Raw genomic sequence first — 25,828 nt, 5'->3', positions numbered from 1 at the left:
ACGGATGAGATAAAAAATCTGTGTTGATCCGTAACATCCGTACTATCCGTGTTCCATTTTTGCAAAAAAAGCTGGTCGTAGTGCGGCCAGCCTTTTTGGTTTGAATACAACCTGAATTGAAAATAAAGACAATCTTGATGCCATCTGTCAGATCAGCAAGTGCATCAAAATTGGTAAATAAAAAGATTTTTTACAACTATTCTGGTAGATATAAAAAAATAGAAACCAACGAATCGCTTAAAAGCCCGACATACGTAGCGTTACTCGCGCCAACCCGCTGGCATAAATGGCGTTCGGCTGTCGCTCGGTTCACACACGGCAGTGGGGGGGCGGCTCTGGTTTTTGGTGCCGCCTACGAAGTCGGGTGCGGGCTTGCCCCGGTCGTTGTTGGGGTCAACAAGAATATCTTCGGGCGAAGGTTCCAGATTGTTCAGAGCCTGAAACAGTCCCGGTGGATTGCCAGTAGCGTCTAAGCGGTCTAACCAATAGCGTTGTGCTGATATGCCTGCCGCCGTAAAATACCCCACTACTGCTTCTGCCTGGTTCGTCTTATTGCGTATGTTGCCGATGGGAGCCGCCGGGGGCGTATCGGCTAAACCACCCGAATTCTGAGTCTGCTGCTGCAACTGCTGAAAATACCGATGCGCCTGCCGGGTCAGCGACGCCTGCCGAATTTCGACTAAACAGCCCTCGCTTTGGTAGAAGGGTATCCGGGCCACAAGCCGCCCGGTTAGCTGACCGCCGTTGCTGAAAGCGTCGTCGAACAGGTTGATGTCGTAGCCGTACAAAATCTCCCAGCATGGCGTTCGGCATCGGTAGTCGTTGATAAAATAAGGTGGGCTGGGGCCACTTACGGACCCGGTATTCTGAAGTGTGTAGCAGTCTTCATACAGGAGGTTCGTGTTGTTTCGGTTCCAGATCAGGTAATATCCGTTGCCGCAACTCCGGCACCACGCCTGACGTTCCCAGAGAATCCAGTTCCACCGGTAATAGTTGACGGTGGAGGGCGGGTCCTGCCAGTCTACAAAAATATCGGTTGCGTCGCGTACCCGGCTGGGTTGCCCGTCGGGTCGTTTGGCAGGCAGGCTGTTTGCATTGAACCGGTGCGACAGGCGGCTAATCGGCACAACGGCGGGCATCACCTCCGGCGTCGATTCGTAGCGCGTACCATCGTCCAGCGTAAACCGAAGCTGATACGATGCGCCCACTTTCCCTTTAAAGTCGGAGGGCAACTGATAGGTGCCGTTCTGCGTCTCAACCAGCGAAAGCGTCTGGTCGCCATTCACGATGATGTCAACTTTCGCATTGCGGATGGGCAGTACCCCAAACCGCCCCGTTACCGGATCGGCCCGCGAACGGTTAAGCTGAATAACCTGCGGTTCGGGCAGGTTGTTGATCGTGCCATCGACCACAACGACATCGACCGTCGCTTTAAAGTCGGGCTGGTACGGATCAACGCAGGCAACTGCGATGAACAAAAGCAGAATAACGCTGAGTAGTATAGTGATCCGGAAATTCATAATGAGTAGGTAACTAAAGCGCAATTAATTCTTTAAAGAATGATAGTACGTTAATCTATCGTTTATGTCTCGACGTCTTCTGTTCCTGATTTTGCTGATGAATCTAACCGGTCTGGCCCAGGCCCAGATTCTATACACGCTAAGCGGCACCGTCCGGGATTCGGCCACGGGGCAACCGCTTGTTCGGGCGGCCATCGTGCTGAATTACGAAAAGGCATCGTCGGGGACATACACCGATGACGAAGGGCGTTTTTCGATTAAAGTAGCTGCCGGTCGGCACGTGGTGGTGGCCCGGCACGTGGGTTATGTGCCGTTTCGACAATCGCTGCGCATTCGGGGCAATACCATGCTCGATGTGCGTTTGCCCAGCGTAGCGAGTCAGTTAGAGGAAGTGGTCGTGACCAGCAAAGGCTTCGACCGCACGGTGCGCCAGCCGTTGCTGGGTGTCAGTCAGATTAGCTTAAAAACCATTCAGAAACTGCCTACAGCTCTCGGCGAGGTCGATATTTTACGCAGTCTGCAACTGCTGCCGGGCGTAACGAGCGTGGGCGAAGCGGCCAATGGCGTCAACATCCGGGGCGGCACTACCGACCAGAACCTGATTCTGTTAGACGATACACCTATCTTCAACCCAACCCACATGTTTGGCATGTTTTCGGTGTTTCCGGCAGATGCTGTTAGCGGGCTTGACCTCTACAAAGGCAACGTACCGGCGCGGTACGGCGGGCGGGCCGCATCGGTACTCGACGTTACCCTACGCAATCCCGATCTGAACCAATTCCGGCTGACGGGGGGCGTTAGCTTGGTCTCGAACCGGCTAACGGCTGAGGTGCCTATTATCCGCCAGAAGATGGCCGTTATGGTATCGGGGCGGGGGGCAGTCAACGATTTTTTACTGCCCTTGGTGTTGCCCCGTTTCGATCAGATACGGGCCAGATTCGGCGATCTGGTCGGTAAGGTTTTCTGGCGGATGAACGACCGGCATACGCTTACGGCAACGGGCTACGTTAACCGCGATATTTTCCAGACCGATTTGCTGGGCAGCATCGCCAACATCAACGCAACGGCTACGCAGTACGACAACCAAACGGCCAACGGCATGGTCCGGTGGTTCTGGGCCATCACGCCCCGCCTGAACCTGCAAACCTCGGCCATCGTGGCCCGTTACACCCCACGTATTCTGTCGATAGAGCCGCCCACCGATCCGGCAGTTGCGGCCAACAAGGTAGTGCTTGAACAATCGATCTGGCAACGGCAGGCCAAAACGAATCTGGGCTACCAGACTGACAATCATAAGCTGGAAGTGGGGCTGAGTGCTACGCATTACCGGCTCAATCCGGGCGAGTTGCTTCCCGGCAGCAGCACCAGCGTAAACCGCCAGGCCACCCCGCTCGAAAACGGTCTCGAACTGGCCGTTCATGCCGAAGATGAATGGAGCATTACGCCCCAGTTGGCCGTGTCGGCGGGGTTACGGTACTCGTATTTCCTGAACGTCGGCCCGTCCTTAGTGCGTCAGTACAGGCCCGGAACCTTGCCCGACGAAACCACCGTTACCGACTCGGTGCGGTACGGAGCCGGGCAGGTCGCGCAAACCTACGGTGGGCTGGAACCCCGGCTGGGGCTGCGCTACGCCGTTGGAGCCAACGCGTCGGTCAAGGTGGGCTACAACCTGATGCGGCAATATTTGCAGGTTATCAGCAACACGACCACGCCGTTGCCTACCGCCCGCTGGAAACTCGCCGACCCGTTCATTCGCCCGCAAATCAGTCAGCTATGGTCGGCGGGCTGGTTTCAGAATCTGAAGAGTAATATCTATGAACTGTCGGCAGAGGTTTACTGGCGCAGTACGCAGAATGTAGTCGATTACCGACCGGGGGCCAATTTTCTGTTGCAGCCGTATCCCGAAACCCAACTCTTACAGGGGCGGGGCAAAGCCTACGGCGTTGAACTGATGCTGGCGAAAAAGAAGGGTGAGCTGACGGGCTGGGTTAACTACACCTTTGCCCGAACGTTTAATCAGGTAGCCGAAGGAGCCAGTTTTCAGGAGCGCATCAACAACGGCAACTGGTACGCGGCCAACTTCGACCGCCCGCACAGCCTGAACCTGAGCCTGACCATCAACCAGACCAAACACCATAGTTTCTCGTTCAATTTTGTGTACAGCACCGGGCGACCTTACACCGCACCGGAAGGGTTTGTCCGCTATCAGGGTCGCAACTACCCGTACTACAACGAGCGGAACCAGTACCGCCTGCCCGACTACCACCGGCTCGATTTTGCCTGGAACATTTACAATCCCAGCCTGAAGGGACGTCGGTGGCAGGGCCGCTGGACGTTTACGGTTTACAATCTATACGGACGCAAAAACGCCTATTCCATCTTTTTTCGCACCGAAGGGCAGGCCACCAACCCCTATCGGCTGGCTATTTTTGCCGTACCCATTCCCAGCCTGTCGTATAATTTCGAGTTTAAATGATCTTGATGCATGGCTGACTGACGTGGAGACGCAAAGGGTTGCTGACGCAGGTGGAGACGCAAAGGGTTGCTGACGCACGTGGAGACGCAAAGGGTTGCGTCTCTACAATTGACCATCCGGCGTAGAGACGCAACCCTTTGCGTCTCCGCTCGCGTCAGCCATGCGTCAATGCAACGTCAGCCAGCCATACGCCACACCTGATTCAATTTTGTACAATTTCGACTTGAAATGACCTTGATGACCAAACTGATTCGGCTTGTACTGTGGCTGCTGGTTATAGCTGTCAGCTTAGCGGCCTGCATTGACCCGTATGAGCCTGACGCGAATTATAACCTGGACGTGCTGGTCATCGACGGTTTCCTGACAGACCTCGATGAGCCGCAAATAGTGACGCTGAATCGCTCCCGAACAGAAAAGCTAACAGGGCGTTTCGGCGTGTTGCCCGTGAGCCGCGCTGCGCTAACCCTACTGATTGACGGGCAACAGACAGTGGCGTTTTCGGAGACTGCCCCAGGTACGTATCAATTGCCGACGGGTATTCGGGGGCAGGCTGGTCGCCGGTATCAACTTCAACTGCTGCTGTCAGACGGTACTCGCTATGTGTCAACAGAGGAGGTCATGCCTACTGCCCCGGCTATCAGTCGGGTGTATCAGCGATTCAACTCCGCCAGTATTGTAGCTACCAACCCTGCCCGTCTGTTGCCCGCCAACGACTTCTTCATCGACACGAACGATCCGGCTAAACAGCCTAACTTTTACCGCTGGGATTGGAAAGCCTGGGAAAAGCAGCCCTGGTGCCGAAGCTGTTATCAGGGACGCTACCAAATCTTTGACGATCAGCAGCGGCTGGTAGAGGGCTGCGTTACCAACTTTACCATTCAGGGCTATCTGGATTACAGTTGCCGGACGCCCTGCTGGGAGATTCTGCAAAGCACACAGCTAAACCTGCTTGCCGATATTTATACGGATGGTCGCACAATCGGTGGCCGGTTAGTAGGACAAATTCCTTATTTACACGCCGGTCCCTGCTTAGTCGAAATCCGGCAGGTTGCCCTGACTAAAGAAGCCTTTATGTACTTTCGTCAATTAGAAGTTCAAACTCAAAATGCGGGTGGACTTGCCGATGTACCACCAAACGCTCCGATTGGCAACGTGCGCAATCTGGCTAATGAGCGGGAGGCCGTAGTGGGCTATTTTGGAGCTACGTCGGTAGCCCGTGTGCGGTACTGGCTCAACCGGTCGGCCAACACCGGCCCCCCTATTGCGAACACGTTGTTTGAAGCCCAAACGGGCCGTATACCCCAGGAAGACGGTCGCGTAGCGGCACTATGCGTACCCGGCCCTACCCGAACGCCGATCAAGCCCGAAGGCTGGCAGGAGTAAACAAATAAAAAATTTTGTTTAATTTGGTCAGCGTCTGCCCTTATCGTTGTGAAAAACCCTTACCTGATCTTGTTTGACTATTCCCGTCAGGGCAATCGGTTCTGGGCGTGTTGAGTACGTCTGTGTGGACGTATCTATGGGGCTATGAAAGTCAGGCAACGATAATTTCGAGTTTAAACAAGCCAATGAAGCCCATCGCACGATATGCTGTTATCGCCTTTTTGTCAATGCTGATAGGCTGCATTGACCCTATCGCGCCCCGATTCAACCTAACCGCCGATGTGCTGGTGGTCGATGGCACCATTACTGACCGGGCCGAACCGCAGCGTATTCGGCTCAACCGCTCTGCCGCCGACCGGTTTACGGGCCGCTTTGGCGACACACCCCTGACCGGAGCGCGGGTTACAGTGCGAGTGAACGACGACGAAACTATAACGGCGAGGGAAGTCAGCCCCGGCACGTATCAACTGCCCGACGGCTTCCGGGGGCGGGTGGGCAACCGCTACCAGTTGCAACTTGAATTGGCCGATGGTATGCGCTATGCGTCGTCAACAGAAACAATGCCCGCCGTATCCCCAATTTTGACTACTACTGATGTTTACAATCCGCGTAGTTTAACCGGCCAACTATCTCCGCTCACAGCCGCTAATGACCTGTTTATCGACACGCAGGACCCGGCTGGTACGCCCAACTATTATCGATGGGATTGGGTATTATGGGAAAAGCAGGATTTCTGCCAGACCTGCGGGAATGACCAGGTGTATTACGAGCGCGACGACGCTGGCAATCTGGTCGAAAAATGTATGCCAAACCGAATCGTTCCCCTGCCGTTCCCTCGTCCCCAAAACATTGATTATGAGTGTCGAACTCAATGTTGGGAAATACTCTATAGCTCACAGCTTAGCTTATTTTCAGATGCACTCAGCGATGGGAAACGCATCACAAATCGACGGGTGGCCCAGATTCCGTTTTATCAGTACTACCCAGCTTTGGTGGAGATTCGTCAGTCGGCACTGACGGCAGAGGCTTACCGATACTTTCGGCGTTTAGATGAACAAAGCCAGCAAACCGGTGGCCTGACCGACACGCCCCCGGCGGCTCCCGTTGGTAACATTCGCAACCTAAGTAATGACCGCGAAGAGGTTGTCGGCTATTTCACGGCGTCGGGTGTGTCGGCTGTGCGTTACTGGCTCACCCGGCGAAATGTGACAAATGAGCTACCGGCATCGCCTGCCGACCCAGACCGGCCTAAGCTGTTTACCTACTTAAACGGACGGACCCCCTACAAAGAACCTGTATCGGGCATTCGGGGTCGCCCGCCTTTGGCACTATGTGTACCCGGCCCCACCCGAACGCCGATCAAGCCCGAAGGCTGGCAGGAGTAAGCAAATAAAAAATTTTGTTTAATTTGGTCAGCGTGTGCCCTATCGCAAAGATAGGGCACACGCTGACCAAATTGCTGTCCTTACCGTTGTGAAAAACACTTACCTGATCTTGCTAATACTCTTTGCTGGTTGCCGAACGACCGAGCCGGTGCCGGTGGTAGTGCAGCCGGACCCCGTTACGGCTTCGCAGGCATCGCTGGTGAGTGTGCAGGCAACGGGGGCTTCGTCGGCAGAGGTGATAGTGAAAAGCATTCGTATGGAGCCGTCGGGCTGGCGGCTCACGGCCCAAACCGGGCAGGGTGGGGTAGTGCCGTTCACGGTGGGCGAAACACAGACGTTGCGCGATTTCATGTTAACGTCGCTACGGCTGAGCGGTCTGACGGTGGGGCAGACGTATCAACTACGGCTGGCGTTTCGCTTTGCCGACCGCGACTCGATTACGGCTCTGCGCACGTACACGCACCGGCTTAACAACTCGCCCACCGGCGGCCCCCGCTGGACGCGGCTGGCCCATGCGTCGTTCAGCGGGGGCGACTACACGACCTGTCCGGTGGCAGTCGATGGCATCTGCGGGTCTAATCCAATGAACGGTTGTGGAAACCCCACAATTGGGGCTTACGTGGGAAATCAGGTACAGGTGGTACGATACGCAGGGCCTACTCAACCGTTTATGGATGTGAAAATCTACAATCGTCAGGCCGATGAATGGCAGTTACTGTCGGCTGACCGTCGGACGCCCCGGCATGGATTTGTGCAGTATAATGTGTTTTTTCAGGGCGTTGACCGTCATCAATTTAGTGGATTGGGGTATATTATCGAAGAGCGTTCGGCCAGTAAGTATTTCTTTTTCCGGGGGATGGGGGCTATTTTTCCGGTTGGTGGCAGTCCTGTTAATCCAAGTTATGGGGGCGAAGATGGGGAACTGGTATTTTTCACCACCACCGACGAAGCCTACTTTCTAACCCAAAATGGCTCACCAGCCATGCGGAGCATCGACGCTGTATTCACCCAGACCGTGCGTGCCCCCCTGCCCGAACCCCCCGGCCTGATGGCTACTTTTTCGATTCGCAACATCGGTTATGTCGTCAATCAACGCCCTGGTCAGCCTACGCGCCTGTGGGCCTACAACCCCGCTACCGATTCGTGGACGAAGAGAGCCGACTTTCCCGGCGATGCCCGGCAGCGGGGGGTGGGCTTCGCTATGGCCCGCCAGGGCTACTTCGGTCTGGGCGTAACGGCTGAGGGCCGGGGCTGCGCGACCTCTGGCAGTATGACCCTGTGGCCGACCGCTGGCAGTACATCACGGACTATCCGGGTCAGGGCAATCAGTTTGTGGCCGTCTTCAGTGCACCCGACGGGGCCAGGCCTGAGCGGGCTTATGTGGGCTGGGGCTACGAAGCGCAGTTGACGAGTGAGGGCTTTAACCGCGTCGTAGGATGCACAGACTGGTGGGAACTAACGCCATGAATTTTTTGGGACACAGATATACACAGAGACAGTACCGGTACGCCGGAGCGGGAGATGCACAGAGGAAAAAAAGCTTTGTGTATCTCTGTGTCACAACTTTTTTCTGTCTCACAACTCTTTCCTGCATTAACGAAGTGCAGCTACCCATTCGGCAGATGGAGCGTCGATTAGTGGTCGATGGCCTGATTACCGACGAACCCCCGCCGTATCCTATCAAACTGACGTATTCGGGCAACCTGAGCCGGTCGCTGCTGATTCCCGACGAGTTGGCTATCAACGGGGCCGTTGTATTCGTTGACGATAACCTCGGCAATCGGACGCAGCTACTCCAGGACCCGCTCAACCCGGCCTTCTACTGGCTGCGCGATGCCCGGTTGCGGGGTGTGCCGGGGCGTTCGTACACCCTGCGCGTTACCCTGCCCGATGGCACGCGCTACCAGTCGCGCCCGGAGCGGATGGCCCCCGTACCCGAACTGGAACGCGTTTATGGCGAGTACCGCGAATCGGATCGGAACACCTCCCAGCTAAATACGTTTCTGGTACGCATCGACACCCAGGACCCGCCTACGCCCGGTAACTACTACCGCTGGCAGGCCATGTGTTACATGCCGGTCTGGAGCGGTAGTGACCCATTACGGGGCCGGGGTGCGATTTCCTACGCGCCTTTCTACGGGCTACTGACCAATGTGCTGAGCGATCAGCTTATCAACGGCAACCGCGTTGCGGGGAGGCTGGTACTGACACCGCCGTTGGTAGGGTTGGGGGCGCAGTACGTGGAAGTGCGGCAGTACAGCCTCTCGCGCGAAGCCTACCAATACTGGACCCGCTACGAGCAGCAACTGGCCCGCTCCGGCACGCTGTTCGACGCTCAGCCCGCCAGCATTGAAGGTAACGTGTATGCTGCGGGCGACAGCACCCGGCTGGCCCTCGGCTATTTCGGGGTATCGGCGGTGAGCCGCCGACGCATCGTTATGGAAACGGACACGCTGGATTACAACGATTTCGTAGCCCGCTTCGGACCGGTGTTGTTCAGCAATACACCCCCTTCGGTGCCCGGTCTCGCCCGTGAACAAACGCAGGCAGCCCCGCCCCCCAACTGGCTCACATATGGTCGATAAGCAACCACCAACGCGTACCATTCTACCTGTGTTTCGTTATTCTGTACGAATAAGTATGAAGAAACTCTGTATTTGGATGCTCTTGCTACTGGCGGTCAGTTGCGGCCCCACTGAGCCGGTGCCACTGGCCGAGGTGCTGCCCAATATTCTCTCGCCTACGCTGGTGAGCGTTAATACTACGTCGTCAGAACAAGCTGAGGTGGTACTCAAAACTGGCTCCGAGTTCGGCGCGACTGACTGGCATCTAACCATGACCGACGCCAGCGACCGACCCGTCGCGCTCAGTATTAACCCCGTTCTGCGGCTCGGCCTCTTCAACATTGTACCCTGCCGGGTTACGGGCCTGAGACCGGAGCAAACCTACCGACTGCGAATGCGTACACGCAACGCTGGGGGCGACTCGGTGCGTATCGAGCGCACATACACCCACCGCACCAGTGGCCCACGCTGGCTACGACTCGCTCACGCTCCCATTGACCAGGGCGACTTTGCCGGAACTGCCATGAGTACGGATAACATTACCGAATCGGAGGAAACCAAGCTACTGTCGGTAAGTCAAAACGGATTCTATGCCAAGCGACTTGATTATCTTGTGCCGAATAACGAGTGGGTGGTGCGATCTTCTACCACTGGAGGACGGTCACACCGAACGGTACGTTACCGATTACAGGCAGAAGCCGGGCTTGTCTATGACTTTGCCGGGTTGGGGTTTCTCTCCGACGAGCTAAGACCTGGACAGCGGCAGTACCTGAAGAGCATGGTTAGTAGTGGATTAGTGGTACCTTTTTACGCCGGACCCGATGGTGAACTACGCTGGTTCGCTACACGCGACCGGGCCTATCAGCTTACCGATGGCTCACAAGAGTTGTGGGTACGTCAGGGTAACTGGGCACAGTACCGCACCGCCGACCTGCCCGAACCAACTGGTACGCTGGCTACTTTCCGCATTGGTAGCACTGGCTATGCTGTCAACCAACGCTCAGGCCAGCCCGCTCACCTGTGGGCGTTCGATACTAAAACAGAGCAGTGGAGTCGCCGGGCCGATTTTCCCGGCCCGGCTCGCAGTTTGGGCGTAGGGTTCACCGTTGCCGGAAACGCTTATTTTGGTTTGGGTATCAACCCTAACGAAGAGACGTTACGGGACATCTGGCAGTATGACCCTCTGGGCGACCGCTGGCAATACGTAACGGATTATCCCGGCCAGGGTAGTACCTACGTGGTGGTGGCGCAGATGCAGCGGGGTCGCACGTTTCTGGGCTGGGGTTACGAGCAGCAACCCACCGGCGTGGGGGCATTCGGTTGGTAGGGTGTTCAGACTGGTGGGAGATTAAGCCATGAATAAACTGCTAATAGCTTGTCTCTGCGTGTTGCTCATGACCTGTGTGCAGGAGGTACAACTGCCTATCCGGCAAGTAGACCGGCGGTTAGTGGTGGAGGGGCTGCTGACCAACGAGCCGTTCCCGTGGGTGCGACTGACTTATTCAGGGCGATATAATTCCAACAATCCGTCGCCCCCGCAACTTGTCGTGAACGACGCGTTGGTAGTACTGCAAGATGACCTGGACCGCAGCGTTCGGCTCTTGCCCGACCCGTTCGCGCTTTCGTACTACACCCCGCGCGACAGCACCTTCCGGGGTGAAGTGGGTCGTACATATACGCTCTATATCACCCTGCCCGATGGTACCCGCTACGAATCTCGTCCCGAACGGCTCAACCCCGTACCGGTACTCGAACCGTTACGGGCTACGCTTCGGCAGGGTGTACCCGAAACGGGCCAACCCGATTTCTATGACATCCGCATCGACACGCAGGACTCGCCTACACCGGGTAACTACTACCGCTGGTCGGCCCTGGGCTGGGTGCGTCGCTGGGTGCAGTCAGACCCCAAAAACCCAAGGATACCTTGTAACACCTGTTCGTGCTGGATACCTGACTATGGCCCGCCGGGCGATGTGCTGAGTGACGCGCTCATCAACGGCAACCGAATCACCCAGCGACTGGTTTATAGCCTGCCAGTGCTTGCCATTGCCCCGCAGTACGTGCAGGTGGAGCAGTTTTCTATCACGCAGGCTGCTTACCAGTACTGGACGCTCTTTGAGCAGCAGCGGACTCGTACCGGGTCATTGTTCGATGCGCAGCCCGCCAGCATCGAGGGCAATGTACGGGCAGTGAATGATACTACTATTCGGGCGTTAGGTTTCTGGGGGGCCTCGGCGGTGAGTCGCCGACGCATCACCATTGCGGGCGACACGATCAACTATGACCGATTTCTGGTGCGCTACGGCAAGCTGTTTATTCTGCCCACGGGGGATTGTTTCAGCAATTTTTCTAATCCGATTCTGGTGCCACCCCGAGGCTGGCCAGCGCGGTAATATCAGGCTGTGTTTGTGTCATTTATGTCATTAAGATAACAAGATGAAAAAACTTTATGCGCTGATTGGTTTACTAACCCTGCTGCTGTTCGGAGGGTTAACGGCCCACGCCCAGAAACGCTTCGTTATCAGTGGGGAAGTCATCGATGGCACCACCCGGCAGCCGCTCCCCAACGTGTCGGTGGTCGATGCTAAACAGGGCGCGGGCACCCGCACCGACAGCGCGGGGCAGTTCAGCCTGCGCGTGTTGCCCGGCCCGTATAACCTGACGTTTTCGGCGGTCGGTTACTACGCCCGTAGCCGCTTCATCGACATGAGCCGGGGCGATGCTTACCTCGACATAACACTCAACCCCGACATCCGCGAACTGGCGCAGGTGGAGGTAAAAGGCCGCGCCCCCGATGCCAACGTAACAGCCGCCGAAATGAGCGTGGTGCGGCTCGATATGAAAAACCTCAAAAATATTCCTGTCGTGTTTGGTGAGGTCGACGTGCTGAAGGCGTTGCTTTTACAACCGGGCGTGACGAGTGTGGGCGAAGGAGCAGCAGGCTTCAACGTGCGGGGCGGTGCCGCCGACCAGAACTTAGTGCTGCTCGACGGTGCTCCCATCTTCAATACCAGCCATTTGCTGGGCCTGTTGAGCAACCTCAACGCAGATGCCATTCAGGACGTAACGCTCTACAAAGGCGGTATTCCGGCGCAGTACGGCGGGCGGCTGTCGAGCCTGCTGCTGCTCAACACCAAACCCGGCAACGACGAACGCTTGAGCATAACGGGCGGTATTGGGTTGATAACCAGCCGACTGCTGGCAAACGGGCCGCTCACTAAAAACAAAAAGCTAACGTTTGTGGCGGGCGGACGCGTGGCCTACCCCAACCTGATGCTGGGGCTGTTTCCTGATCCTACCCGACGCAACCGGGCTTCGTTCTACGACCTCAACGGGCGGCTGACCTACCGGCTGGCCGAAGGGAGTCAACTGACCGCTACGGCCTACCATGCCTATGATAGTTTTAAGTTTCCGCAGGATACCGTTTTTGGCTGGCAGAGTACGCTGGCAACCCTGCGCTGGAGTCAGCGGCTAACGCCCCGGCTGAGCCTGAACGCCGGAGCCAGTCATAGCGACTACCGCTTTTTCTTAGACGGGCTGACATCCCGAAACACCTACCGATACCAGTCGGAAATCCGCCAGCAGGATGCCCGGCTCGACTGGCTTTTTACGCCCAACCGCCACCGCTTGGAGTGGGGGGGGAGCCTGACGAGCTACCGAATCAGGCCCGGCAGCATCCAGCCTACCGGCACCGACACCAATATCAATCCCCAAACATTGCCCACCGAGCAGGCTGTGGAGTCGGCTGCCTACGTCTCGGACGAGTGGACGCCTGTGCGGTGGCTGTCGGTGCAGGCGGGGGTGCGTTATGTGCAGTTCACCAACCGGGGGCCGGGTGTGGTTTATCAATACGCCGAAGGTTTACCCCGTTCGCGCGAAACCATCACCGATACGCTGCAAATAGGAGCGGGTCAGACCATCGCACAATACGGCGGCTGGGAACCCCGCCTGACGGTGCGGGCCACAGTGGCGGCCAATACATCGCTGAAACTGAGCTACAACCGCACCCGTCAGTATCTGCATTTGATTTCCAACACAACCTCTATCTCGCCGGTCGATTTCTGGAAACTCTCCGACGCGCTCGTGCCGCCCCAACTGGCCGATCAGTGGGCGGTGGGGCTGTTTCGCAATTTCCGCGAGAATATGTACGAAGCGTCGGTAGAGGTGTATCAGAAGCAACTGACCGATCTGGTTGAGTACCGCAACGGGGCCACGCTGCTCCTGAACCCGGCCTTAGATGCCGACCTGCTGCGGGCGCAGGGGCGGGCATATGGTGCAGAAATGAGCGTGCAAAAAACGCGCGGCCTGCTCACGGGCTTGCTGGCCTACACCTACGCCCGCACATTTGCCAGGGTGAACAGCCCTTATGCCGTCGATCAGATTAACGCCGGCAACTGGTATCCGGCTACCTTCGACCGCCCTCATAACCTGACCGTTTCGACGCAGTGGAAATGGAAACGCGGCTGGACCTTCGGCACCAACTTCGTGTACACCAGCGGACGCCCGACAACGTACCCGGACGGTACGTACCGACTCAACGGCGTGGTCGTACTCGATTATTCGCAGCGCAACGCCGACCGCATTCCCGACTACCACCGTTTAGACGTATCGTTCAGCAAAGACGGTCGGCGCACGCCGGGGCAACGGCGATACAGCAACTGGTCGGTCTCGCTCTACAACGTGTATGCCCGGCGCAATGCGTATTCGATTTATTTTCAGCGGGTTAATACTACCACCCGCAGCTATCAGCTCTCTGTGTTTGGCACGGTAATACCCTCGGTAAGCTGGAATTTGACGTGGTGAGGGGGCTATCCTGCGCGTAGATGTACGTCGATTTAGTGCGGCTTTGCGTTGTCGTTTTGATCGCAGGAACTGGCTGACTTGCCGAGGTGGCCGTAGGCTGTGTAAGACTAAAACGGCTCGGCTCCTGATACTTGGAGAGCGAATTAGCAGGTTTAGTTTTCGAGCTGTCGATAGTCTGCGCCCATCCTGTACAGGCCGACAACGTTAAGAATGCAAGTAGGACGGTTTTCATCGGCTGTTAACAGGTTTTGTGCCATTTAAGCTTCAAGATACTGATTTTAGTCTGTGTTTACGATATACGCTTTATTGACTTTACGTTGCCGCTCGTTGTCATTGTACAAGTCCATGCGGTAAGATTACCGCAAAAGCGACAACTACCGGGGCGGCTGGCAACCTGCCGCCAAACACTGGACAGGGAAGCACTTATAGCCGATGCATCCAACGCGCCGGGAGGATGGTGTGGTACGAGCCTTGATCTTACGGCCTGCACCCTGTTGCCGAAGACCTGACTTACTAATTTTTGATAAGGCCGCGCTGAATTTCTAAAACGAAATCGACACTAACACCACTGTCTTCGGCAATTTCCTCAATTGTGAGCTTACCGCGTTTCAAGGCTTTTGTGACAGTTTCAGTTTTTACAAGTTTCTCTCTACGTTCTTCCGCTTCCTCAATTTTCCGGTTTTCGTTCTCAACAGCCAGTGCATTAGCTGAAAGCGTCATCTCGTAAGCCATTCGCTTTTCCGGCGTCATCTGTCTGGTGTCCAACTCCTTGATGGCCGCTTCTAACCACTCCTCGTTCCAGAACTGCGGAAACTGTTTGGGTTTGGTTGCTTTGTGGGTCGCTTTCATCGTATAAATCAGTTTGTCAAGGTCGGTTTGTACATTGGCTAACCGCTTTTTGAATTTAGCCAGTTCTACCGTAATAAACGTTGTCTGGTCGTCAATCAGTTCGCCTTTTTCGTTTCTCAGCATCGCAACGTTATGATAATCGCCAACGTGGGGAAAAATATCGAAAGCCAAAATGCCAATACAATAAATCCTTGGTAAGCCCTCAAACTTGTATTTGCCTTTACGAACCAGTGTGTTTAACCGATAAAACGAATAAAATTTCATGCGTTGAATGAAGTCGGGGTACTTGCTCAACTGCATCTCAACGATAAACTGGTTTCCCCGCTCATCCACACAGGCAAGGTCGTAAACACCACTGCGACTGTCGCGGGTCAGTCCGGGAATCTCGCTTTCGATAAACTCAACCTGCGTGATAGTCGCCGGCGACTGAATCAGAGCCTGTAACGCCCTACGCAAAAACCTCGTATCGGACTCATTGCCGAAAGTTACTTTAAAACCGTAATCAGAAAGAATGGAAATAAACCGCTCGTTGTCATTGTACAAGTCCATGCGGTAAAGTTACCGCAAAAGCGACAACTACCGAAGCAGTTGGCAACCTGCCGCCCAACGCTGGACAGGGAAGCACTGTTTGGACTATTCGCCCAACGCCCGCAGTGGCTAATGGATAGGGAAGCGAGACATTTACACCCCCCGTCGCGTTGGGAGCTTAAACCTTGTTTCGGGACGTGCAACCTGTCGCCGGACAGCCTGCCCATCAATCTAACCGTAAATCTTCAAGAGTGAGTTTGGTCTTGATGTTGTACAAGTCCTTTCGCATAGCAAGTGTCGTTACGTTATAGCTATCAAGGGTTGGCTCTCGTAAAAACTGTTTCATGGCTCTAACGACATTGTCTGAGGCATACAAAGTCATGTTCGTCCACTCCGCTTTTAGCTCCTCCCATAGCTCCGTTTTATCCGTGAAATGCCGGTTGTTTTGCTGAAGCATTTTATTCTGCTTCTCAAAATCCAGCAATGAATACATCAGTAGAATAATTGCCTTGTAGCGCGTCTGTTTGAAATCATGCTTAGTTTGTTCTTTCGTCTTTTGCCTGTCAGAAGCATACTCAAAAAACTTCGTCAAAATAGCCCCAAGCCCTAAAGCGGTAAGTGTGGCAAGAAGATTTTGAAAACTCATTCTTGGATTTAATTAGAGACTTGATTTATAACAGCTTTTGGTACGTTTATCAAAGAGTTCCCTTTGTCGAACGCTACGTGGCATATGCACTTTTTTGACTGCCTCAACCGGGGCGTTTCTCGTGTCGAACGAAGCTGACTAACGAGCCAAAACCGCCTGGTCTGGGGACGGCCCCCTTGTCGCACGGAAGCCGGACTTTGAAGCACTCGCTGTTTGGCACCACCCAACTACTCATTGTACGTAAACTCGCTTAATATTAACTCTTTCAAAATCAGTAGGTTAATGTTGATCCTACTGATTAGCGACTCCTGCATGAATTCAACGACTGTTGAATTGTACTATGCTATCACAATCATAAGAATCGCCAGTAGAGTATGCGAGAAAGAGACATGCATATTCATACTATTTAACTCCGAATTGACTAAACGGTAGTAAAGGTTTAAATCTTCTCACTCGCCCCGCAGTTGCTTCGTGGTTTTGCGGCTACCGTCGTGGCTCCAGCCGGGTGGGCCGAAGAGGTAGCCGAGGGCGTTGCGGAACGAACCGGCCCGGCGTAGGTCACGCAGGATGTCGGTCCACTCGTGGAAGGCGATGCGGACGGGGTTGTATGAGTCGATATTTTTGGTCAGGCCGTAGGTAGGGCGTTGTTTTTCGGGCGCGAAGGTGCCGAAAAGCCGATCCCAGATAATAAGGATACCGGCGTGGTTTTTGTCTAAATAATCGAGGTCGGAGCCGTGGTGTACGCGGTGGTGCGACGGCGTATTGAACACAAACTCGATGGGGGCGGGGAGTTTGTCGATTAGTTCGGTATGAATCCAGAACTGGTACAACAGGCTGATGGCCTGCATGGTCATGACGGCCACGGGCGAGAAACCCAGCAGCGGCATCCAGAGCCAGAACACCCACGCGCCGGTGAGCGCACCCGTCCAGGTTTGGCGCAGGGCCGTGCCGAGGTTGTACTTCTGCGACGAATGATGCACCACGTGCGAGGCCCAGAAGTAGCGGCTGCTGTGGCTGATGCGGTGAAACCAGTAGTAGCTGAAATCGTCGGCGAAGAACAGCATCACCCATGCCCACCACTGACTCATGTCGATGGTGAACAGCCGGAACTGGTACACGAACGAATAGGCACCGAACACAATAACTTTGCCCACCAGCCCCACAATCACGTTGCCGATACCCATCGCCAAACTGCTGGCGGTGTCTTTGGCGTCGTAATAATCTTTTTGCTGATGCGCCGTTACCAGCACTTCGGCTACCAGCAACACAACAAAGCCCGGAATGGCGTATTGAATCAAATCTCTCATGGCAAAGCAAATGCAACGTACTGATTCCCTTTTTTAGCCCCCAATTTCGCTCCGCCACAGCCAATCACTACGTATTGTTTCCCGTTTACCTGGTAGGTGGCCGGGGTAGCAAAACCAGCCGCCGGAAGCGTCGTTTCCCAGCGTAGTTTGCCTGTTTTCTTGTCGAACGCCCGGAATTTTTCGTCTTTGGTGGCGGCAATAAACAGCAGCCCGCTGGCCGTAACAACCGGTCCGCCGTAATTCTCGGTGCCGGTGTTCCGAATGCCTTTGGCGGCTAATTCGGGTTCTTCGCCGAGCGGAATTTTCCACAGATAATTACCGGTGTTGAGGTCGATGGCGTTGAGTGTTCCCCACGGTGGCGCAATCCCCGACATGCCTTTACTATCTAAGAACTTGTTGTAGCCCGAAATCTTGTACGGCACAAACGGCACTTTACTGACTTTCGACTCAGCCGCGCCTACTTCCTGCTTTTCATCGCCGAACAGAAACGCCACCAACGCCCGTTTGTCGTCGGCAGAAAGCTGCGTGAAACCGGGCATCATGCCTTTTCCGTTGCTGATAAGCTGCTGCACATAGTCGCGGTCGCGTTTCTGGCCGATGTTTACCAGCGACGGGTAGCCGCTGGCCGTGTTGCCTTTGCGGTCGGCTCCGTGGCAAGCTAAACAGTTGAGCGTATAGAGCCGATTGCCGGGGCTGAGGTGTGCCAGTTCGTCTTGTTTGGGGGCTTCGCGCAGGGCAATGAGCCAGGCCGCTTCGTTGCTGTTTACGTATAGAATGCCGTCGGGGTCGGTGGCGGCACCGCCCCATTCGCCCCCGCCATCGAGACCCGGAAAAATAAACGTACCTTCTTTGCTAAGCGGCTGAAAAACACCATTTCGGCTTTTGCGGAAACGTACCTTTAGCGAATCGAGATCGGTAGAATACGGGTTGAGGTCTTTTTCGGCGAACGTCTGCCGGGCAAACGGGGCCGGACGCAGGGGCAGCGGCTGTGTGGGCCAGGCTTCTTCGCCCGGCACGTCGGATTTGGGGACGGGCGTTTCTTTGATCGGAAACAGTGGCTTGCCCGTGACCCGGTCGAACACAAAGACATGGCCCGATTTGGTGATCTGGGCCACGGCGTCGATTCGCTTGCCATTGTGCGTCACGGTCAGGAGGTTGGGCGGAGCCGGAAAGTCGCGGTCCCAGATGTCGTGATGAACGGCCTGAAAATGCCAGAGTCGTTTGCCGGTGCGGGCATCCAGTGCCAGCAGGCAGTTGGCAAACAGGTTTTGCCCCTTGCGATTGCCGCCGTAGAAATCGAAAGCTGCCGAGCCGGTCGGTACATACAGAATACCCCGCCTACGGTCGACCGACATACCCGCCCAGTTGTTGGCCGCGCCCACATCGGTGTTTTTGTATGAATCTTTGGGCCATGTCTCGTAACCGTACTCGCCCGGTCGCGGAATGGTGTGGAACGTCCAGGCTAATTTACCCGTCCGCACGTTGAACGCCTGCACGTAGCCGGGGGCGGCATCGGCTCCTTCCGATAACCGCATCGGCATGATAATCAGGTCATCGAAGATAGTGCCGGGGGTGTTTGAGATCACGAATTTGTCTTTAGCCGATTCGCCCAGACCCGCGTGCAGGTCGGCGGCTCCATGCTCGCCAAAGTCGGAAATGAGCTTGCCGGTCGTGGCATCGAGGGCGTAGAGCTTCGGACCAACCGTGTACAGGATTCGTTTGTCGGAACCGTCCTGCCAGTAGGCAACGCCCCGGCTGGTGCTGTGCCAGACCTTGAGCGGGTCGCCAAACTTCCAGATTTCTTTACCTGTAGCGGCATCGAGCGCAAACGCCTGAACCGTAGGTGTTACGCCGTACAGCACTCCGTCAATAATGATCGGGTTGGTCTGAATCTGCCCGCTGTCGGCAGTGGTATACGTCCAGGCTACCTGTAACTGGGCAACGTTTTCGGGCGTAATCTGCGTCAGAGCCGAGTAGTGGCTGCGGTCGGGACCGCCGAGGTACTCGCTCCAGTTGGTATAGTCGTTGGGTTTGTCATCGGTCAGGTTCTGGCGGTACTGCGACCAGCCGAAAACCAGCAGAGCCATTGTGCCAAGCGGAAGAAGGAAACGTTTCATAGCGGATGGTAACGAACCGACAAGTTACCAATAAATCCGCTATTTGTGCAATTCTATGCTGCCCCAGCCGAGTGTTACCGCATTAAACGGGGGTCGAAGCGATACGGTTGTTTGTCAAGCGTGTAGACCTCCAACGCACGTGGATGAGCCGGATTAACTAAATAATTGTACTCATGCAATACAATAGCCGACGGTACTTTCAACACTAAAAAACGACCTTCCCGAATCCATTCTTCAGTAATGTCTTTGATTGATTCGGGCGGTTGTGTAGCGTCCCATCCGTCGGGAAGATGATCGGCAGGAACGGTTTGCATACTGTCTTCCGGCAGTCTGATAGTCAATACAAAATAGTCTTTCGGCACTGCAAAAATCGGTGCGTGTACCAACACTTCCAGCGTTGCCAACGCCCGCGAACTGCTCGTATACAGTACGGAAATGCCCGGTCGGTTCCAGCGTCCGCCCACTAATTTAGCTCCGGTGCCGCTCAGATCATTGGCATACGGGCCGGTGGTAATCCGAAAAACATCGATCATGCCAATACGCCGTGTTCAATGCGGGTGATTTCGTCATGAATAAGCTGAAAGCCAAACGTAGTATCTAACAAATCGATGGGCCGTTTGCCATTCAGCGCAATGATAGGGTGCGTCATGTACGCTTTAAATCGATCTAAATCGCCAAAAACGCGCTCGCCCCGGTCGTAGAGCCGGGCCAGCAGCAATGCATGTTCGGTCACGTTCTGTGGCAAAAGCTTGTCGTTAGTATACCGCTGCCAGGTACGGGCCGAAACATGCAGAACGTCGAACAAAACAGGCAATGGAATCGACAGCCGTTGAGCAAGCGTATCAACCGCTTTTTTGGTAATCCCTTGCCTACTGAGTAGCACAAGATCGTAGGTCGACCGGATGGGTTGCGCGTTGGTAAGCCCAAGATACGCGTTAATGTTGCTGGTTTGCATAGCTTATTCTCGTCAATTGTCGTAAATGTAACGACAATTGACGAGAATAAGCTATGCAACTTTCCATCACGGCACCAACCATTCCATGCCCGGAAACGGCTCATACCGGAATCTGGCGCGGGTTTGCCCGGCCCGGCTCAGGTGCAGATAGTCCATTGTTAGTACCCGGCATTCAACCACTAAAAAGTTGTTGCGCCCGGCTTCGCTTTCGGCTTCGGTGGGCAGGTTTTCGCCGAACTGCGCCGGGAAGCCGGGATAGGGTTCGGGGTAGGGGAGTCCGGGCATGTGCTCGGATAAATACATTTTGCGGCCACCAACCCACAAACCGGCCCAGTGTTCGCTGGCAATGGCATCGTCGGTGTGGGGTGCCGTGGTCACGCTGAGCCGGAGCTGTATCTGCCGCCGGTTGTCCCAGAAAAGCAGCGTGGCCTTCGGGTGACGACTCAGTTCGCCTACTTTGTCGGAGCGGACGTCGGTATGAAACCAGAGTGTTTTAGCGTCGGCATCGGCTTTCCGCAGCACCACCGTTCGGGCATTGACACCGTCGAGAGTTCGGGTGGCAAGCGTCATTGTTTTGAACCCGTCGCGTTTACGTTTAGGGGCCGACGTCAGCCAGAGCCATGCGTCGCGTTCCAGATCGTTTAATGAATTCACAGAGTAGAAGTTAGAAAGTTGCAGGGTTATAGAGTTGTATGGTCGTAGGGTTGGCATGCTGAAAACAAACTATCCTGAACGGACCCGGCAACTGTACAACTCTATAACCTTACAACCCTACAACTTAAAAAATGTGTTATCACAAATCGCTCAACGTTACGGCGGCTGACCTGCAAACACGCTACGACGCCACCATGCCCGAAGCCGAACGGTTTCAGCCGGTATATCACGCTAATGCCTACGAATTTCCGGCATGGCCCATTGTGACGCGGCAACAACCGGGTCAGTTGCAGTTGATGAAATGGGGCCTGATTCCGCACTGGGTCAAATCGCCCGGCGATGCCGCCGAAATCCGCACCCGAACCATCAACGCCCGCTCAGAAACCATCTACGAAAAGCCGTCGTACCGAACTGCCGCCCAAAAAGGCCAACGGTGTCTGATTCCGGTTACGGGCTTCTTCGAGTGGTACACTACAGGCAAGAAAAAATACCCGTTTTACATCAACGCCATCGACCAGAACATTACCTCTATTGCGGGTTTATGGGACGAATGGCCTGAGTCGGGCGCGACCCCGACTAAAACGGGCGAACTCATCCCGACTTATACGCTGCTAACTACCGATGCAAACCCGCTGCTGGCGGCTATTCACAACACCAAAAAACGAATGCCCTGCCTGCTCACGCCCGAACAGGAATACGCCTGGCTGCACGAAAATCTGTCTGAAAAAGAGGTAGTTGAACTGCTGTCGGCACCTTATCCGGCTGAACGAATGCACAGTCATAGCATCAGTAAACGCATTACCTCGCGCACCGAACCGAGCGACGTGCCGACAGTACTCGAACCGGCTATTTATCCAGAACTGGCTCAGCACCCAGAGCTTTTTACCTAAGTAATCGGGGCCGTTCGTCAACTTGGCGGGCCGTTTATGTAGTATTCCGGGCCGCTACATGCGTTTAGCACGAATTTTGGTCAACAAAGTTGTCTTTTTCCGGGAACATATTCGGCTTCAACCGTTTATACTACTAACACCTGATTGCTTGTTAGATCGCTTATGAAAAACCCATTACTGTTCTTGTTTTTTGGTACAATTGCGCTGTCGTCAGCACATATAACCCTGGCCCAGTTTCCGGGCGCACCGGGCGGAGGACAACAGCCGCCTGCCGCTATCCCCGGCACCAGTACCGACAATTCGCCACGCGGCAACGCCAAACTAACCGGCGTTGTGGTCGACTCGGCCACCAACAAACCCGTCGAATTCGCCAGCATTGCCCTTGTTGATCCGACAACTAAAAAACCTATCGACGGCACCGTAGCCGATGATCAGGGCCGCTTCACGCTCACCAAACTCCCACAAGGCGATTTTCAGGTGTTGATTTCATTTGTTGGCTACCGGAACCGCACCCTGTCGAGCGTAAAACTCGACCGCCGGGGCGACGTAAATCTGGGTCAGGTGAAGTTAGCTGCCGACATCCGAACGCTGAAAGAAGTTGAAGTGGTAGGGCAGGCGTCAATCGTCGAAGAAAAAGTAGACCGTATTGTGTACAACGCCGATAAAGACATCACCAACAAAGGGGGTGATGCTGCCGACGTAATGCGCAAAGTTCCGCTGCTGACAGTTGATCTTGACGGAAATGTGAGCCTGCGCGGGAGCCAGAACGTACAGGTGTTGATCAATAATAAACCCAGCACAATTGTTGCCAGCAGCGTAGCCGATGCGCTGAAGCAGATTCCGGCAGATATGATCAAGACGGTAGAGGTAATTACCAGCCCATCAGCTAAATACGACGCCGAAGGCTCAGCCGGGATTATCAATATCGTTACCAAGAAAAATACATTGCAGGGCTTTACGCTCAACCTCGATACGGGCGTAGGCAACCGGGGAGCCAACCTCGGCCTGAACGGCAACCTGCGGACGGGTAAAATGGGCTTTTCACTCAGTGGTTTCGGGCGGGCCAATTACAACGTTCGAGGTCAGTTCGAGAACACCCAGCGCGTAGGCACTGCGTTTACCGAACAGTCGGCCAACACGCTGAACCGGGGTATGTTTGGGCAGTATACCCTCGGCTGGGATTATGACATCTCAAAGACGAGTGCTATCACGGCCAGCCTGCGCTACGGAACCCGCAACAACATCGTCGATCAAACCAACTTTCTGACAAAATCCACCGGCCCGTATTTCCCGGTCTATAACCTGCGCGACGTGCTGACCAAAGACCTGTCGGGAACGGTCGATGCCAATCTTGACTACACGAAGACGTACAAGCCGCAACACGAGTTCAGCGTGTCGGCGCAGTACAGCCGCAACAATCGTAACAATGATTTCACGGCTGATATTCTCAACTACAGCGACCGGGCGTCTATTATTGCCCGGCAGCAGAACCTGAACGAAAGCTACAATCAGGAAACAACGATAAAAGCTGATTATCAGACGCCTATTGGCAAAAATCAGTTGGTTGAATTTGGCGGCAAAGGTATTTTCCGGCAGGTAGAAAGTGCGTTTGGCTACAAGTTTGCTGCGGGTAATGGCCCACTGGAAACCGACCCGAATCGACCGGCCAATACCTTGAATTATGACCAAAACATTGCTGCCGGCTATTTGTCGTACACGCTCTCGACCAAAAACAAGTATACCATCAAAGCCGGAGCGCGGTATGAGTACACAACCATCAGGGCGTTTTATAAATTGAGTCAGCCGGGCGAACTGGGTGGGGGAGCCGGTGAAGACCTGGGCATACCCAATTACGGGAATCTGGTGCCGAGCATAAACATTTCGAAGACGCTGAAAGGGGGCCGAACCGTTAAATTGGCTTACAACCGCCGGTTGCAGCGGCCCGGTCTGCGCTTTCTGAATCCGAACGCCAACGCGGCCAACCCCACCAACATCACCCAGGGAAACCCGCTGCTGATGCCCGAACTAACCGACAATGTTGAGCTTGGCACCAGTGCTTATGTTAAAAGCGTCTACGTTAACACCACGCTTTTCTACCGGCGTACCAACAATTCGATCACCAGTGTACGCGACACGATCACCAATAGCACCGGCGAAGTTACGAACCCGTCGCTGCCGCGCCCGATTCGCACGTTTTTCCTGAACATTGGCCGCGAAGAAGCGGTGGGTGCTAATATTTTCGGAAACGCCACCCTGTTCTCAAAATGGCAGATTGGCGGGGGTGTTGATGTATTCTACGCCATACTGACCAATAATAGCCCTAACCCAGCCTATCAGGCCAGTAATTCGGGATGGGTCGTGTCGGGCCGGTTGTTTACCAACCTGACGCTGAAAAACGGCTGGGGCGTATCGGGCTTCAGTTTTATACGGGGCCGCGAGGTGCAGTTGCAGGGGTATCAGGGCGGGTTTGCCTTCTACAGCCTGGGTGTTAAAAAAGACTTTAAAGACAAGCGCGGAAGCATTGGCATTGCGGGTGAAAACTTCTTCAACCACCCATTCCGCATCCGCTCTGAAACACAAACGCCGTTGCTGAGCCAAAGCAGCCTGACGAGCCTCTACAACGCAGGTGTCCGGGTGAATTTCAGCTACCGGCTTGGCAAGCTCAGCTTCGATCAGCCCCAACGGCAGCGGGGACGTAACAACGAAAACGACCTTAAAGACGAAGGGAGCGACAGCGGTGGCGGACAACCGCAGGGTGGGGGCAATGCACCCGCCGGTGGCGCACCGGGCGGTAGTCGCCGACCCCGTTAAGCACTCGCCTTACAATAGCGCGGCTCCGAATACGCCCGCGCTGTCGCCAAGCCTGGGCTTCAGAAATCTGGTACTTAGGTTGCCCGAATTGAAGACATATTTTTTAGCCCGTTCTACGCCTTCTGTATACAACAGATCGACATTGCCGACGCCCCCGCCCAGCACGATTACATCGGGGTCGAGCACGTTGATAATTGTTGAAATACCCCGTCCAAAATACTCCAGCAGCCGATCTACCGTTTGGTTGGCTGCTGGATCGTTGCCAGCGGCATAGTGCTCCATGATCTGTTTCATGGTGCGCTGTTGGCCGCTTTTTTCGTGGTAAAATCGTTGCAGAGCCGGGCCGGAAAGCACCTGCTCGGTACAGCCGCGTTTGCCACAATAGCACGGAAATCCGTTCTCTTCGAGAATATTATGGCCCCATTCGCCCCCGATGCCCTGTAGGCCATTCAGCACGAACGGCACGCCGTCGCGTCCGCGAACCACTACGCCACCACCAACGCCCGTACCCATGATGACGCCAAACATGGTCTGAAAATTTGGCGCAGTAACCGGCACGCTGCCCATTGTAGCTTCGGCCAGCGCGAAACAGTTGGCGTCGTTGGCAACTTCAACCGGAACAGCCAGCCGCCGGGCTAAATCCTGCTTCATGGGCTTGCCGTTCAGCACCGTCGTATTACAGTTTTTCATGACCAGCCGGGCCGGGTCGAACGTGCCGGGTGTGCCGAAGCCAACGCGCTCGGGTGTCAGACCCGTTTCTGCTTTCATCAGGTCGATGAGCCGGATAATTTGGCTTATGATGTGATCGTAGCCTTTATGAGCTTCTGTATCAATGCGTTTGCGCAGTAAAACAGCTTCTGGCGATGGAGCCGCCAACACTACGCCCTCGACCTTAGTACCGCCCAGGTCGATGCCCCAAAACGTTTGCATGGATGGATGT

At 55.0% G+C, this 25,828-nt stretch carries 19 protein-coding genes; 10 read left to right on the top strand and 9 right to left on the bottom strand.

Annotated elements, in window-relative coordinates; all coding sequences use genetic code 11:
- Positions 1 to 260 precede the first annotated feature (260 nt).
- Positions 261 to 1,520 carry a DUF4249 domain-containing protein gene (locus tag AWR27_RS09505; RefSeq protein WP_077130954.1) on the bottom strand — a complete coding sequence of 420 codons (1,260 nt, stop codon included), beginning with the start codon at positions 1,518 to 1,520 and terminating at the stop codon, positions 261 to 263.
- 64 nt (positions 1,521 to 1,584) lie between these two features.
- Between AWR27_RS09505 and AWR27_RS09500 the strand changes: the two genes are divergently transcribed.
- The 8 genes from AWR27_RS09500 (at position 1,585) to AWR27_RS09465 (ending at position 14,131) form a co-directional block, all read left to right on the top strand.
- Positions 1,585 to 3,996 (top strand): TonB-dependent receptor, encoded by a 2,412-nt coding sequence (locus AWR27_RS09500; protein WP_077130953.1) that lies wholly within the window; start codon positions 1,585 to 1,587, stop codon positions 3,994 to 3,996.
- A gap of 228 nt (positions 3,997 to 4,224) precedes the next feature.
- A complete protein-coding gene (locus AWR27_RS09495) occupies positions 4,225 to 5,379 on the top strand; it encodes a DUF4249 domain-containing protein (RefSeq protein ID WP_083732805.1) in 1,155 nt (384 codons plus the stop codon).
- A 185-nt stretch (positions 5,380 to 5,564) separates the two neighbouring features.
- A complete protein-coding gene (locus tag AWR27_RS09490; protein WP_077130951.1) occupies positions 5,565 to 6,764 on the top strand; it encodes a DUF4249 domain-containing protein in 1,200 nt (399 codons plus the stop codon).
- A 109-nt stretch (positions 6,765 to 6,873) separates the two neighbouring features.
- Complete coding sequence (locus AWR27_RS09485; protein WP_157579183.1) at positions 6,874 to 8,172, top strand: Kelch repeat-containing protein; 1,299 nt, start codon at positions 6,874 to 6,876, stop codon at positions 8,170 to 8,172.
- A gap of 193 nt (positions 8,173 to 8,365) precedes the next feature.
- Complete coding sequence (locus tag AWR27_RS09480) at positions 8,366 to 9,349, top strand: DUF4249 domain-containing protein (protein WP_198045120.1); 984 nt, start codon at positions 8,366 to 8,368, stop codon at positions 9,347 to 9,349.
- 55 nt (positions 9,350 to 9,404) lie between these two features.
- Positions 9,405 to 10,655, top strand: a complete 1,251-nt coding sequence (locus AWR27_RS09475) for a Kelch repeat-containing protein (protein ID WP_077130948.1) — start codon at positions 9,405 to 9,407, stop codon at positions 10,653 to 10,655.
- A 28-nt stretch (positions 10,656 to 10,683) separates the two neighbouring features.
- Positions 10,684 to 11,721 carry a DUF4249 domain-containing protein gene (locus AWR27_RS09470; RefSeq protein ID WP_077130947.1) on the top strand — a complete coding sequence of 346 codons (1,038 nt, stop codon included), beginning with the start codon at positions 10,684 to 10,686 and terminating at the stop codon, positions 11,719 to 11,721.
- 43 nt (positions 11,722 to 11,764) lie between these two features.
- On the top strand, positions 11,765 to 14,131 hold the full coding sequence (locus tag AWR27_RS09465; protein ID WP_077130946.1) for a TonB-dependent receptor: 2,367 nt from the start codon (positions 11,765 to 11,767) through the stop codon (positions 14,129 to 14,131).
- Positions 14,132 to 14,644: 513 nt separating this feature from the next.
- On the opposite strand, the gene AWR27_RS09460 is transcribed toward AWR27_RS09465, so the two are convergent.
- The 7 genes from AWR27_RS09460 to AWR27_RS09430 form a co-directional block, all read right to left on the bottom strand.
- A complete protein-coding gene (locus AWR27_RS09460) occupies positions 14,645 to 15,529 on the bottom strand; it encodes an Rpn family recombination-promoting nuclease/putative transposase (RefSeq protein WP_077130945.1) in 885 nt (294 codons plus the stop codon).
- Between the two features lie 205 nt (positions 15,530 to 15,734).
- Positions 15,735 to 16,154, bottom strand: a complete 420-nt coding sequence (locus AWR27_RS09455) for a hypothetical protein (RefSeq protein ID WP_077130944.1) — start codon at positions 16,152 to 16,154, stop codon at positions 15,735 to 15,737.
- A 449-nt stretch (positions 16,155 to 16,603) separates the two neighbouring features.
- The gene (locus AWR27_RS09450) at positions 16,604 to 17,461 is read right to left on the bottom strand and encodes a sterol desaturase family protein (RefSeq protein ID WP_077130943.1); all 858 of its coding nucleotides are present in this window, start codon (positions 17,459 to 17,461) and stop codon (positions 16,604 to 16,606) included.
- Positions 17,458 to 19,578 (bottom strand): outer membrane protein assembly factor BamB family protein, encoded by a 2,121-nt coding sequence (locus AWR27_RS09445; RefSeq protein WP_077130942.1) that lies wholly within the window; start codon positions 19,576 to 19,578, stop codon positions 17,458 to 17,460. The genes AWR27_RS09450 and AWR27_RS09445 overlap by 4 nt, the downstream gene beginning before the upstream one ends.
- 74 nt (positions 19,579 to 19,652) lie before the next feature.
- Positions 19,653 to 20,111 carry an RES family NAD+ phosphorylase gene (locus AWR27_RS09440; protein ID WP_083732803.1) on the bottom strand — a complete coding sequence of 153 codons (459 nt, stop codon included), beginning with the start codon at positions 20,109 to 20,111 and terminating at the stop codon, positions 19,653 to 19,655.
- Entirely contained in the window at positions 20,108 to 20,533 is a 426-nt protein-coding gene (gene parS / locus AWR27_RS09435) for a type II RES/Xre toxin-antitoxin system antitoxin (protein WP_077130941.1), read from the bottom strand. Before parS ends, AWR27_RS09440 begins: the two co-directional genes overlap by 4 nt.
- Before the next feature lie 66 nt (positions 20,534 to 20,599).
- Positions 20,600 to 21,187 carry a pyridoxamine 5'-phosphate oxidase family protein gene (locus AWR27_RS09430; protein ID WP_232326022.1) on the bottom strand — a complete coding sequence of 196 codons (588 nt, stop codon included), beginning with the start codon at positions 21,185 to 21,187 and terminating at the stop codon, positions 20,600 to 20,602.
- Between the two features lie 131 nt (positions 21,188 to 21,318).
- On the opposite strand from AWR27_RS09430, the gene AWR27_RS09425 reads away from it, so the two are divergent.
- On the top strand, positions 21,319 to 22,077 hold the full coding sequence (locus AWR27_RS09425) for an SOS response-associated peptidase (protein WP_077130939.1): 759 nt from the start codon (positions 21,319 to 21,321) through the stop codon (positions 22,075 to 22,077).
- Positions 22,078 to 22,239: 162 nt separating this feature from the next.
- Positions 22,240 to 24,888: a TonB-dependent receptor gene (locus AWR27_RS09420; protein WP_083732802.1), complete on the top strand. Its 2,649-nt coding sequence runs from the start codon at positions 22,240 to 22,242 to the stop codon at positions 24,886 to 24,888.
- 9 nt (positions 24,889 to 24,897) lie between these two features.
- On the opposite strand, the gene AWR27_RS09415 is transcribed toward AWR27_RS09420, so the two are convergent.
- Positions 24,898 to 25,818, bottom strand: coding sequence for an ROK family protein (locus AWR27_RS09415; protein WP_077130938.1), 921 nt, complete (start codon positions 25,816 to 25,818; stop codon positions 24,898 to 24,900).
- Positions 25,819 to 25,828 lie beyond the last annotated feature (10 nt).

This window comes from Spirosoma montaniterrae, from assembly GCF_001988955.1.
Lineage (GTDB): Bacteria > Bacteroidota > Bacteroidia > Cytophagales > Spirosomataceae > Spirosoma > Spirosoma montaniterrae.
This window is presented reverse-complemented; position numbering and strand designations above follow the sequence as displayed.